Consider the following 12,768-nt stretch of genomic DNA (forward strand, 5'->3'; position numbering starts at 1 on the left):
TGTCTCAATCCTGTTGCATCTGGCTTGTGGCTTTTCCATATAACAAAATGATTTGCAGGGAGAAAAGCCCGTCATAACTATGGTCAGCCAAGGGGCTTTTTTTGTATTATTCCCCTCTTGACCTTATTTAGCCTAAAGGCTCCTGTTCCGGGAGTGGTGACGAGGAAGACATGCAACAGCTTGAAGAAGTAGTCGGCCAGGCCAAGGCCGAAATTGAGGGCGTAAGCGACATCGCCGCCCTCGACGAAATCCGGGTCAAATATCTGGGTAAAAAGGGCTTTTTTACCGAGCAGATGAAGGGACTGGGCGCCCTGTCCGCTGAAGAGCGTCCCGCAGCGGGCGCCGTGATCAACCAGGCCAAACAGCAGGTTCAGGATGCCCTGAACGCGCGTCGTGAAGCCCTCGAAATCGCCGTGCTGAACCAGAAGCTGGCCGCCGAGACCATCGACGTCAGCCTGCCGGGCCGCCGCATCGAGAATGGCGGTCTGCACCCGGTGACCCGTACCATCGAGCGCATCGAGCGCCTGTTTGGCGAGATGGGCTTCAAGGTTGCCCGTGGTCCCGAGATTGAAGATGGCTTCCACAACTTCGATGCGCTGAATATCCCGGCTCACCACCCGGCGCGTACCGATCACGACACCTTCTACTTCAATCCTGATCTGATGCTGCGTACCCACACCTCGGGCGTGCAGATCCGCACCATGGAACATCAGCAGCCGCCGATCCGCATCATCGCGCCGGGCCGCGTCTATCGTAACGACTACGACATGACCCACACCCCGATGTTCCACCAGGTCGAAGGCCTGCTGGTCGACGAGCATGCCAGCTTCACCGAGCTGAAAGGCATCCTGCACGACTTCCTGCGCAACTACTTCGAGGAAGACTTGACCATTCGCTTCCGTCCTTCCTATTTCCCGTTCACCGAGCCGAGCGCCGAAGTGGACGTGATGGGCAAGAACGGCAAGTGGCTGGAAGTGCTGGGCTGCGGCATGGTGCACCCGAACGTGCTGCGTTCGGTCGGCATCGATCCGGAAAAATACTCCGGCTTTGCCTTCGGCATGGGCGTTGAGCGCCTGACCATGCTGCGTTACGGGGTCAACGACCTGCGTGCCTTCTTCGAAAACGACCTGCGCTTCCTCAAGCAGTTCAAGTAAGGGCGAGAGAACATGAAATTCAGTAAATCCTGGGTGATGGAGTGGGTCCGCACCGAGTTGAGTGACAATGCACTGGCCGAGCAGATCACCATGGCCGGTCTGGAAGTGGACGCCGTGGAAGCGGTGGCCGGCCAGTTCAACAATGTGGTGGTGGGTGAAGTGGTCGAGTGCGCCCAGCACCCGGACGCCGACAAACTGCGGGTGACCAAGGTCAACGTGGGCGAGGCCGAGCTGCTGGACATCGTCTGCGGTGCGCCGAACTGCCGTGCCGGCCTCAAAGTGTGCGTGGCCAAGGTCGGGGCGACCCTGCCGGGTGATTTCACCATCAAGAAAGCCAAGCTGCGCGGCCAGCCGTCCCACGGCATGCTCTGCTCCTTCAGCGAGCTGGGCATCGACGTCGAGGCTGATGGCATCATCGAGCTGCCGCTGGATGCCCCCATCGGGGCCGATATCCGTGAATACCTCGCGCTCAACGACGTCAGCATCGATGTGGATCTGACCCCGAACCGTGCCGATTGCCTGGGCATCGCAGGGCTTGCCCGTGAAATCGGCGTGCTCAACAGCGTGGACGTGGTCGAGCCGACTTGGGCGCCAGCTGCTGCCACCTGTGATGCCACCTTCCCGATCCGGGTTGAAGCGCCGGCAGATTGCCCCCGTTATCTCGGCCGCGTCATCAAGGGGCTGAACCTGCACGCCCAGAGCCCGCTCTGGATGCAGGAGAAGCTGCGCCGTGGCGGTATTCGTTCCATCGACGCTATTGTCGACATCACCAACTACCTGCTGCTGGAATACGGCCAGCCGATGCACGCCTTCGACCTGGCGACGCTTGAAGGGGAACTGGTGGTGCGCCGCGCCAAGGCCGACGAGCCCATGACCCTGCTCGATGGCAACGAGGTGAAGCTCAAAGAGACCACGCTCGTGATTGCCGACGCCAAAGGCCCTGCCTGCATGGCCGGTATCTTCGGCGGTGATCGCACCGGTGTCTCCGAGACCACCACCGACATCCTGCTGGAGTGCGCCTTCTTCGCGCCGCTCTCCATCACCGGCCGTGCCCGTGCCTACGGTCTGCATACCGATTCTTCCCACCGCTTCGAGCGCGGGGTGGATCCCGAGCTGCAGGCCAAGGTGATGGATCGTGCCACCCGTCTGCTGCTGGACATCTGCGGCGGTGAAGCGGGTCCGGTCATCGAAGTCAAATCCGATCCCCATCTGCCCAAGGCTGCCCCCATCAAGCTGCGCCGCACCAAGCTCGACAAGGTGATCGGCATCAGCGTGGCGGATGCGCAGGTGGTCGAAATTCTGACTCGTCTGGGCATGCAGGTAACCGTGGATACTGACGGCTGGACCGCGCTGGCTCCCTCCTGGCGTTTCGACATTGCCATCGAGGAAGACCTCATCGAGGAAGTGGCCCGCATCTACGGCTACAACAACATACCGAATCTCAAACCCGCCGCATCCCTCGCGATGGTGGAGCAGGCTGAAGGGCAGGTGACCCTGAAGCGGGTGCGCGACCTGCTGGTTGACCGCGGTTTCCAGGAAGCGATCACCTACAGCTTCGTGGATCCCAAGACCCAGCAAACCCTGTTCCCGCAGAGCGATGCCATCGTGCTGCCGAACCCGATCTCGGTCGAGATGTCCGCCATGCGCGTCTCTCTGTTCCCGGGTTTGGTGCAGGCGGTGGTCTACAACCAGAACCGTCAGCAGCCGCGCGTGCGCCTGTTCGAGCAGGGCCTGCGTTTCATCAAGGACGAGAATGCCGAGAACGGCATCCGTCAGGAGCCCATGCTTGCCGGCATCATCACCGGCAACCAGGGGGACGAGCACTGGGATGTCAAGGCCCGTCCCGTCGACTTCTTCGATCTGAAGGGTGACCTGGAAGCGGTACTGGATCTGACTGCAGAAGGGGCTACCTTCACCTTCGAGCGCACCGAGCACAGTGCCCTGCATCCGGGCCAGAGCGCAGCCATTCTGCGCAATGGCGTCGTGATCGGCCACATCGGCGTGATCCACCCGAGCCTCGAGAAGAAGCTGGGGCTCAAGAGCCGCGCTGTCATGTTCGAGCTGGAGCTGGACAAACTGACGCCGGCCAAGGTGCCGGTTGCTGCCGAAGTATCCAAGTTCCCGGCCAACCGTCGCGACATCGCCGTGGTGGTTGACAGACAGATCCTGGCAGGCGACGTTCTGGCAGTAATTAAAAAAGTTGGCGGAAATCAGTTAGTTGGAATAAACTTGTTCGACGTATACCAGGGCGCTGGTATGGCAGAGGACAAGAAGAGCCTGGCCATCAGCCTGGTGTTGCAAGACACCCAGCGCACCCTGGAGGAGAAAGAGATCGCCGAGACCGTGGACAATGTCGTGCGGGCCCTCGGTGAAGAGTTGAATGCATCCTTGAGGGATTGATCTATGGCGCTTACCAAAGCCGACATTGCAGAGCACCTGTTCACCCAGCTCGGGATGAGCAAGCGTGAAGCCAAAGATATGGTGGAAGCCTTCTTTGAGGAGATCAGACAGGCGCTCGAGCGTGGCGAACAGGTCAAGATTTCCGGCTTCGGTAACTTCGATCTTCGCGAGAAGAACCAGCGTCCCGGACGCAACCCCAAGACGGGGGAGGATATTCCCATCAGCGCCCGTCGTGTGGTGACCTTCCGGCCCGGCCAGAAGCTCAAGGCCAGGGTAGAAAATGTTGAACCCAACGAGTGACAAAAAGCCAGGCAATCGCCTGGCTTTTCCGTTCCGATGATAAAAATCCTTCTGTTGTCCGGCGCGCTGCTGGCCTTGCCACTGCGTGCCGCCATACTCCCGCTGTCACCGGATGCCCAGGCTTATGCCGATTCGCTCACCGGACTGACCTTCTGTTACCCGGCCCTGCAACGTCCTCCCTATCTGGAGGCGGAGGGGGGCTTGCTCATCGATCGCATGACGCGGTTGGCAGAGCTGTTGCCGGTACCGGTGCATGTCGAGAAGCGGCCGAGCTGGGCAGCCGTGACGCAGGATCTGCTGAACGGGCGCTGCGATCTCATTCCTCACGTCGGGCCTGCCCGGTCGAACTCGAGCGATACCGTCTTGAGCCGGGCCATGATGGAAGCGGAGTCCGCCATCCTCTATCGGGGTGAGCTCGATCATGCGCAGTTTCTGGTGTCACCCATCTGGCAGGCCCAGGAGACCCTGAAGCGTCTCTATCCTGGTTCATCCCAGCAACTGCTGACCGATGCCGAGAACTGGTATGGTGCCCTGGTGGCCGGCAAGGGCAGCGCCTATCTCGGCGATTATCTGCAACTGCGCTACCTGATGCGGGAATTCCCGGATGAAGGGCTGCGCCTTCGCCGTCTTCGCAGCGACGATCTGGTCATCAGCTACCGGCTGATGATGCGCAACCAGCCCGAGTTGCTGGAGCTGGTGGATACGGCCATCCGCTATTTGCCGCCGGGCAGTCTCTACCGGGATCTGGGCAAGTATCTGCCTCAGGGTGAGCAAGATGTGAATCCCCTGCATTTTACCGACAAGGAGCAGGCCTGGCTGGTCGGCAAGGCCCACACCATCAAGATGGTGGCGGATCCCGGTTTCATGCCATACAGCGGCGTCAACCAGCAGGGAGAGCTCATTGGCTGGAGTGCGGACGTCTTGCGGGAAGTGAGTCGGCAGACGGGACTGCGCTTCGAGCTGGTGCCCGCCGCTAGCCGGGAGGAGGCGTTGGCATTGCTGCGCAGTGGCGATGCCGCCATGATGGTCGGGCTGATGGAGTCCGCCGCCCTGAACAAGGAGTTCGACTTCACCAGGATGGTGGCGACCAGCCGCTATGCCCTGGTCAGTCGCAGCAAGAGGGGGCCTGTCTCCCTCGCGGACGTCAGTGGCAAGGTGGTGGTCCCGAGAATGCTCTATGCTCCCGGCCTGCTTGCCCGGTTCGGCCAGCATGAGTGGGAGGTGACCGACAACCTGCTGCAGGGATTGGCGGCGGTGCGGCATGGGGATGCCCAGGCCATGCTAGCGGAGTTGTATCAGCTCCAATATCCCTTTAGAAACAACCAGTTGAGCGAGCTGACCATCACCGAATTGCCGGAGCGTTTCGGCCTCGGCTTTGCCATCCGGCCGGAACAGGCCAGCCTGGCGGGGGTGCTGGATCAGAGCCTGATGACCCTCAATGATCGGCAGGTGGACGATCTGGTGCAACGTTGGCGCCGCCTGGTGGTCAACCAGCAGGAGGGGGTCAGCTATGGTTTCTGGCTTGGCTCCGTGTTGCTTGCACTGCTGATCAGCATGGCGGTGATCTGGTCAGTCTGGCGATCCCGCCAGCAACTGGCCCAGGAGGCCCGCGAGCGTCACAAGGTAGAGCAGGCGCTGGCGCTGGAAAGCAAGTTCAGGGAGTCTCTCTTCCAGGCGCTCCCCGTTCCTGTGTTCTTGCGCAATGACAAGGGGGAGGTGATCAAGCGCAACAAGCGGGCCAAGCGCATGGAGGCGCGCTACGCCGCCGATCTGGTGCTGCCCGCGCCCCAGTTGCAGGGCGCCGAAGGGGAGCTGGCGCTGCACGAGCAGGTCTACTCCTATGCCCAGATCCCTTTGCGACTGGGGCCCCAGGCACCGGCAGGGGATCTTATCGCCCTCTCCGACATCAGCGCCCTGCGCGAGCGTACCCGCCTGCTGCGTCAGGCAGAGCGGCGCCTGCGCGCCCTCACCAATACGGTGCCCGGTGTGGTGCTGCAATTCACCCTGCTGGGGGGAGCCATCACCCGGGTGGAGTTTGTGAGCCGGGGCAGTCACGAGCTGCTGGGGCTGGCGAGCCAGCAGATCCGGGTCAATCCCAACGAGACCCTGACCCGCATCTCCCATCAGGACAGGCGCGAGATGCGAGCCCCCATGCTGGCCATGCTGCAAGCCGGGCGACCGTTCTCCCATCTGCTGCGCTATCAGCACCCCGCCAAGGGAACCCGCTGGCTGCAATTTTCCGGCAGGGGGCGCCGTCAGGGAGAGGGGTGGCGGATCTACGGGGTGGTGCAGGATGTGACGGCCAGGGTGGAGCAGGAGCACTCCCTGCAACTTTCCCACGAGCAGGCACAGCAGGCCGTGCTTGCCAAAGGGCGCTTCTTGGCCGCCGTGAGCCACGAGATCCGCACCCCCATGAACGCCATGCTCGGCTTGCTGGAGTGGCTCGAGCAGACCGGACTCAATGCAGAGCAGGCCTCGGCTCTGGCCCATGTCAGACAGGCGGGCAATGAACTGCTCGGACTGCTCAACGATGTGCTCGACTTCAGCCGCAACGAGACGCGTCAGTTGCGCCTCTCCGTACAGCCCACGGATCTGGTGGAGCTGTGCGAGCACGTGGCGGCGGTGCACTGGTCCAAGGCGCGATCCCGCCATCTGCAACTGCGCCTGGCGCTCGACCCGGCGCTGCCCGCCTTGATGGAACTCGATCCCCACCGGGTGCAACAGGTGCTGCACAACCTGCTCTCCAACGCCATCAAGTTCAGCGAGCGGGGAGAGGTGGTGCTCTGGGCCCGGCGACAAGGGGAGTGGATTGTGTGCGGGGTAGACGACGAGGGGCCCGGGATCAGTGCCGAGCTGTTGCCCCGGTTGTTCCTGCCCTTCGAACAAGGGGAGGAGCCTGGCCAGCCCAGAGCTCAGGGAACCGGGCTTGGGCTGGCCATCTGCCGCCAGCTGATGGAACAGATGGGGGGCGAGATCCGGGTCGAGCCTCTGGCTCGCGGGGGTAGCCGTTTTCTCTGCTCGTTGCCCCTCAGGCATGCGCAGGAGAAGGCGCCCTGGCAACCGCGCGTCAAGACGGTCTCCCTGCAACTGTTGCCCGGGGAGCTCGAATATATGCGGGCCTGGCTCGCAGCTTTTGGCGTGGCCGAGGATCCGGCGGCACCTTGCCTTGGGGCCATGCAGGACGATGGGGGCTTGCGCGCCTGGTACTGGCAGGGGGAACCCTGGATCCCGGGCTCCGTGGTCAGCCTGCTGCAACCCAGACTCGTCCGTGGCGCTGAGGAGATCACGGACCTGCCGGGGGCAGGCAGGCGGGTGCTGCTGGTGGAAGATCATGAGGTGAACAGAATGCTGATCAGCATGCAGCTGGGTCAGCTGGGGGCCCGGGTATTGAGCGCGGCCAATGGCCGTCTGGCACTGGAGATCCTGCAATCGGAGTCGGTGGATCTGGTGCTGACGGACCTGCAGATGCCGGTGATGGACGGCGCCGAGCTCTGCAGGCAATTGCACGCCGATGAACGCTGGCAGCATCTACCCGTCTACGTGATCACCGCGGATCTCAGCGAGCAGGCGGCGCAGCGACTGGCGGAATGCGGCTGTCAGGGCCATCTGGACAAACCCGTCTTGCTCAGGGATCTGGCCGTACTGCTTCGTACCGTCTTTGGCCCCCATGACGGGGGGAAGGCACCGCAGCCAACGGCAGCCCTTTCCCTGCCCGTCTCCCTCAGCCCGGCCCTCGTTGACATCTATCTGGCATCGGTTCACCAGGATCTGGCCGACATTGAGCGGTGTGTCACACAAGGGGACCAGAAGGCCCTCAATACGGCTTTACACAAGATGAAGGGGGCCGCCAAAATGGTGGGGGCTACCCCCCTGGTAGAGGTGATCGACCGTTGGCAGGAGTCCCCCGGACATCCCCTTGGAGTCGCCTTGAGGCAGTGCGTGGAAGAGGTCTGCCGACAACTGGGCGAGAGAGCATGACATGATCATCACAGATGAAGAGTTGATGGCCTTGCTGGAGTCTGATGACAGCCAGGAGCCAACGTTTTACCCGGTCAGCGTCTATGCCCTGGACGCTGTCTCCCATCAGGCGGTCAAGGGGGCGGGCCTTCCGGCCTATGCCAATCTGCACCGCACCCGACCCGATGCCGGCTGGCAATGGGAAGGGCTGTTTGCCGCCGGGGCCATCGCCCTGTTTGATCCTGCCTCTCATCAGGGGGCCGACTATCTGCCTCATCTGCTGGCTCCCGGGGCGGGGATCTATCGCCTCAGCGATCCCTGGCTCGAGGGGTTGCAGGCACGGGAGCAGGGGTGGCGTGCCTGGCTTGCCCAGTGTCAGATCCTGCTGCTCGAAGATCACCCCTTCCAGGGAGCCTGTATTCAGCAGGAGATCCAGGGACTGGGGTTGCCCTGCCACTGGGTTCAGGATGGCGAAGGGTGCCTCAAGGCGCTGGAAGAGGGGGGCGTGAGATTGCTTATCTGTGATCTCAGCCTGGCGGAGCAGGATGCCATCAGCCTGCTGATGAGCCATCCCCAGTATCGCCACAGCGGTCTGCCCATCATCCTGCTCTCCGCTCATGATCAGACCCTGATAGACGGCGCCCGGCGTCTCCTGCACGATGCGGGTTTCAACGTGCTGGCCGCCCTGGCCAAGCCGCTGCAAAGCGACGATCTGCTGCGTCTGCTCAAGATGCTCTATCTTGGCCCCCAGCGTCAGCGCAGGCTGGGCGGGCTCAAGCGCACCGTGCGTAGCTGGCAGGGAGAGGCGAGAGGACAGCTTGGGCTGCTGGCAGATGCGGCCTCCTGCACGCTGCCGATCTGGCTGAGCCTGAGCGGCCTTTCCCCTCACTGGGAGCCGCTCAAGCTCTGGCTCGAGCAGCATGGGCGAGAAGCAAGCGAGCTGACCCTGGTCATCCACCGACGGGATCACCTGCTGAGCCAGGCAGACCGTTTTGCCCTGGTGCTGCAGGCGAGCCTCGCGGGGGCCAGACTCGCGCTGCTGCTCGATCATGCCCAGCACCTGCCGTTTGATCTCATCGAGCGTCTGCCGTTGCAATCCCTGCTGCTCGGGCAACACCTGCTGCCCGAGCTGGAGGCGATGGCTGCCGACTCCTTGCTGGCCCGCTTCATCCAGCGCTCCCGGGAGCTTGGCATCGCGCTCTACCTCGACGACCCCTTCAACCTGCAGGATGCCACCCAGTGGCAGGATCGCGGCGTGGCAGGGCGCTGGTGAATGGCTCGCTATCTTTGCTGGCCGCTCGATGAGCCGCGCTTGTGGCAGGGAATGTCGGGTTGGACGGCTCCCGCCTCACGGGCCGCCCTGCCGATGACGATGGTGGTGGGGGGGTTGACTTGCCGCTTGCAGGAGCTGGCGGGCAGCGACCCGAAGCGAATAAGCGCGGCTTATGACGCCCTGAGCGAGCAGAGCGTCTATTTGCGCTTCATGCGGGCCAAGCAGCCTGCGACGGCCGAGCAGCTCGCCTTCTTTCTCGACTACCCCAGAGAACCCCAGATAGGATTGCTGCTGACCGACGAGCAGGGGGCGCCGCTTGCCATGGCCCAGTCCGTTCGCCGGCGCCTGCACCCGGACAGGGCCGAGTTCTCCTGCATCGTCGCGGATCATTTTCAGCATCGCGGCGCCGGGCGTCGCATCCTGCTGGCGCTTGCGCGGCTGGCATACGGGGAGGGGATCCGGGAGTGGACGGCGGAAGTGCTCGGCCAGAATCGCCCCATGCTGGCTCTGCTCAAGGGGCTCGGGTTGCCACTTACCCTGGTGACAGGACGGGAGATGGTCTTTGCCAGGCTGGATCTCGCGCCCATGGCGAGCTTTGTGTTCCCATCGGCCTAAGACCAAGGGCGAATGGGCCGCTTCTTGCTCCTGTGCTAAGGTCAGCCTGTTACCCGTTGGAGGAGAACAACCATGGTGCAGTCAGCCAAACATATCGTGATCCTCACCGGTGCCGGCATCTCGGCCGAATCCGGTATCAAGACCTTCCGGGCCTGTGATGGCCTGTGGGAAGAGCACAGGGTGGAGGACGTGGCCACCCCTGAAGGCTATGCGCGGGATCCCGAACTGGTACAACGTTTCTACAATGCGCGGCGCCATCAGTTGCAGCGCGCCGAGATCCACCCCAATCCGGCCCACTATGCATTGGCCCGTCTGGAGCGCCTGCTGCCGGGGCGCGTCACCCTGGTCACCCAGAACATCGACAACCTGCACGAGAGTGCCGGCAGCAAGAACCTCATCCACATGCACGGCGAGTTGCTCAAGGCCCGCTGCCCGGGCTCGGGTCAGGTGATCGAGTGGCGCGGGGATCTCCATCAGGAAGAGCTGTGTTCCTGCTGCCAGTTTCCCCACCCGCTGCGCCCCCATGTGGTCTGGTTCGGGGAGATGCCCCTCGGGCTTGACCGCATCTACTCGGCCCTGGCCCAGTGCGATCTCTTCATCTCCATCGGGACCTCCGGGGCGGTCTACCCTGCCGCCGGATTCGTCCATGAGGCCGGCCTGAACGGTGCCCATACGGTGGAGCTCAATCTGGAGCCGAGCGAAGTGGGCAGCCAGTTTGATGAAAAACGTTATGGTCCGGCTTCCTTGCTGGTGCCCGCTTTTGTGGATGAACTCCTGCAAAGTTGCGGTGTGCATCAGCCTCTCACCGTCGAGGGACATAACTGGATGGAGATGCGGGGTCCATAACTATTGATTTTTCACACAGTTGCATTGACCCACTGAAATCGCCACACTGACACCTAGCTTCAAGATGCAGCTGGCACAACATGTCATGAACTTTCCAACGCGCGGGATGGCCTCGCTCCTGCTGGTGCTTTTCTCGTTCGGTACCCAGGCTTCCTCCTCTTCGCTATTGCAACTGATCCTGCCGGACAAGCGGGAAATCACCCTGGATGAGGCGGCGTTGGCCGCCTTGCCACAAGTGGAGTTCGAGACGGCGACGCCCTGGACCCTCGGCACTCACCGCTATCGTGGCCCGACCCTGAAGAGCGTGCTGGCGGCGCAGCAGGTGGATAGTGCCAGCGCCATCGATGTCGCCGCACTCAATGGCTACCAGCAGCGGGTCGATCTCTCCCTGTTTGCCAAGGTGCCGCTGACCCTGGTGCGTTACCAGGATGACAAACCGCTCACCCGTCGCAATAAAGGGCCGCTCTGGCTGCTGGTCCCCCTCTCGGCCCATCCCGACATGGATGTGTCCGCCATCCACAACAACATGGTCTGGCAGGTGATCCGCATCGAGGTTGTCCCGTGACGCGACGCCAGCGAGATAACCTGCTGCTTGCAGCCCTTTCCCTGCTGTTTCTCTTCTCGTCCCTCTGGGGGCTGCTGCTGCAGAGTCGGCACGAGCAGCTCGTTGACATGTTCTACCGCAACACCCACTGGAACATCAGCCAGGTAATGCAGGAGTCCCAGCGATTTCTCTATGATGTGCGCCTCTACCGTGCCGGGGCGCTCGACATGGCGGCCCTGAGCCTGGGTTACGACCTGCTGTGGAACCGGCTGGATGTGTTCCTGATCAGTACCGAGACCGCCGATGCGCGAGCGAGGCATGGGTTGGGGGAGGTGCTTGAACGGCTCTTTGACGAACTCAAGGCGCTGGATCCCCAGATGCAGTCCGGGGAGCTGAAGAGGGGGAAAGCCCTCGATCTTGCCCTCGTCCGGCTGACCGGCTTGACCCATCAGGTGGAGCAGATTGGGGATCAGATCCTCTCCGGCCAGGAGCGGGAAGCCTCCCTCAACCAGTTGCGGCAGAGCCTGTTCTGGATCCAGATTTGGCAGTTGATCCTGCTGGTGATGGGCTGTGTGCTGGTCTTTGCCCTCATTCGAACCAATCTGCAGAATCGTCGCCTCTCCCTGCTCGATCCCATGACCCGGCTTGGCAACCGCCGGGCCTTGCAGGGGCAGCTCAGGCAATCCCTGCTGCAAGATCGAGTCCAGGCGCTGGCGGTGCTGGATCTGAAGCGGTTCAAGCAGGTCAATGATCTGCTCGGATACCAGGTTGGTGATCGCCTGTTGCAGGCCGTTGCGGCCCGGTTGCGTCAGGCATGCCCCGGCCGTGCGTACCGGCTGGGGGGCGATGAGTTCGCCGTGGTGCTGGACGACGAAGAGGGAGATCTCGATGCCCGCATGGCCGCCATGGTGAGCCTGTTGCAGTTTGAGTTCGTGACCCGGGAAAGCAGCTTTGATCTGGCGTGTCGCTTCGGAGTGGCCAGGTGCGAGGGTGGCGAGGATGCCGATGAACTATTGGAGCAGGCCATATTGGCATTGAACGAGGCCAAGCGTGAGGGGAACACCTTGGTGTGGTATCAGAGTGCGATGAAGGCTGACCTCCATATGGCCCAGCGGCAGCTGCACCAACTGCGGGAATGGCTGGCGGGGGCCGCCCCTTCACCCCTGGAGACCCTCTGCGAGCCGATGAGAGACGAGCAGGGCGTGCCGGTGACGGCGGTCAGCCTGCGCTGGCGGGTGAGCCAGCAGCCCTGTGATGTGGGCTGGATGCAGGAGCGTGGTGTCCTTGGGCCCGTGATGGCACGATGGCTGACAGAAGAGCCATGCAGTGGCACCTTGCTGGTAAGGCTTCATCAGCCTGCCCAGCTGGCCCCTCTGCTGGCGAGCCTGCCCCCCTTGCCACAGAGGAGGCTGATTCTGGCATTGCCTGCGCTGATACCGGATGCCACCCTGCTTGAGAAGATGCGCGAGTGTGGCTGCATGCTGGCGCTGAGCGAGCTTGGCAGCAGCGCCCCCGAACTGCTGCAGGCGGGCTGGCCAATTCGCTACTGGCTGCCAGCACCCTCCGGGTACGAGGCGCTGCTCCAGCCGTTGGCAACGGCGCTGGGGCTGCTGCGCCTGGCTCCCCGGGGAGAGGCGCAGCAAGAAGATGATTTCAAGCTGAGTTGAGTGGTGGCTTAT

The 12,768-nt window shown here is 62.7% G+C and carries 9 protein-coding genes; all 9 read left to right on the top strand.

From position 1 onward, the window contains the following. Nucleotides 1–170 precede the first annotated feature (170 nt). The 9 genes from pheS (at nt 171) to ACB037_RS15970 (ending at nt 12,756) form a co-directional block, all read left to right on the top strand. Nucleotides 171–1,154, top strand: coding sequence for a phenylalanine--tRNA ligase subunit alpha (gene pheS, locus ACB037_RS15930; RefSeq protein WP_043155490.1), 984 nt, complete (start codon nt 171–173; stop codon nt 1,152–1,154). Nucleotides 1,155–1,166: 12 nt separating this feature from the next. Continuing rightward, nucleotides 1,167–3,554, top strand: a complete 2,388-nt coding sequence (gene pheT / locus ACB037_RS15935; protein ID WP_371175576.1) for a phenylalanine--tRNA ligase subunit beta — start codon at nt 1,167–1,169, stop codon at nt 3,552–3,554. A gap of 3 nt (nt 3,555–3,557) precedes the next feature. Beyond that, complete coding sequence (gene ihfA / locus ACB037_RS15940; protein ID WP_005300715.1) at nt 3,558–3,854, top strand: integration host factor subunit alpha; 297 nt, start codon at nt 3,558–3,560, stop codon at nt 3,852–3,854. 54 nt (nt 3,855–3,908) lie between these two features. Then, the gene (locus ACB037_RS15945) at nt 3,909–7,832 is read left to right on the top strand and encodes an ATP-binding protein (protein ID WP_371175587.1); all 3,924 of its coding nucleotides are present in this window, start codon (nt 3,909–3,911) and stop codon (nt 7,830–7,832) included. Nucleotide 7,833: 1 nt separating this feature from the next. After that, a complete protein-coding gene (locus tag ACB037_RS15950; RefSeq protein ID WP_069651288.1) occupies nt 7,834–9,084 on the top strand; it encodes a response regulator in 1,251 nt (416 codons plus the stop codon). Then, nucleotides 9,085–9,699: a GNAT family N-acetyltransferase gene (locus ACB037_RS15955; protein WP_045524895.1), complete on the top strand. Its 615-nt coding sequence runs from the start codon at nt 9,085–9,087 to the stop codon at nt 9,697–9,699. It abuts the gene before it with no gap. 72 nt (nt 9,700–9,771) lie between these two features. Next, entirely contained in the window at nt 9,772–10,545 is a 774-nt protein-coding gene (cobB, locus tag ACB037_RS15960; protein ID WP_041215132.1) for a Sir2 family NAD+-dependent deacetylase, read from the top strand. 85 nt (nt 10,546–10,630) lie between these two features. Beyond that, nucleotides 10,631–11,110, top strand: a complete 480-nt coding sequence (locus ACB037_RS15965) for a hypothetical protein (protein WP_029314555.1) — start codon at nt 10,631–10,633, stop codon at nt 11,108–11,110. Further along, the gene (locus ACB037_RS15970) at nt 11,107–12,756 is read left to right on the top strand and encodes a GGDEF domain-containing protein (protein ID WP_371175577.1); all 1,650 of its coding nucleotides are present in this window, start codon (nt 11,107–11,109) and stop codon (nt 12,754–12,756) included. Before ACB037_RS15965 ends, ACB037_RS15970 begins: the two co-directional genes overlap by 4 nt. The last annotated feature ends 12 nt before the right edge of the window (nt 12,757–12,768 follow it).

This window comes from Aeromonas sp. S19(2024), from assembly GCF_041402625.1.
Lineage (GTDB): Bacteria > Pseudomonadota > Gammaproteobacteria > Enterobacterales > Aeromonadaceae > Aeromonas > Aeromonas caviae.

Excerpts from the sequence above, each read along its gene's own strand:
- ACB037_RS15965 (WP_029314555.1), top strand. The coding sequence starts at position 10,631 with ATGAACTTTCCAACGCGCGGGATGGCCTCGCTCCTGCTGGTGCTTTTC.
- ihfA (WP_005300715.1), top strand. The coding sequence starts at position 3,558 with ATGGCGCTTACCAAAGCCGACATTGCAGAGCACCTGTTCACCCAGCTC.
- ACB037_RS15950 (WP_069651288.1), top strand. The coding sequence starts at position 7,834 with ATGATCATCACAGATGAAGAGTTGATGGCCTTGCTGGAGTCTGATGAC.
- ACB037_RS15955 (WP_045524895.1), top strand. The coding sequence starts at position 9,085 with ATGGCTCGCTATCTTTGCTGGCCGCTCGATGAGCCGCGCTTGTGGCAG.
- cobB (WP_041215132.1), top strand. The coding sequence starts at position 9,772 with ATGGTGCAGTCAGCCAAACATATCGTGATCCTCACCGGTGCCGGCATC.
- pheS (WP_043155490.1), top strand. The coding sequence starts at position 171 with ATGCAACAGCTTGAAGAAGTAGTCGGCCAGGCCAAGGCCGAAATTGAG.
- pheT (WP_371175576.1), top strand. The coding sequence starts at position 1,167 with ATGAAATTCAGTAAATCCTGGGTGATGGAGTGGGTCCGCACCGAGTTG.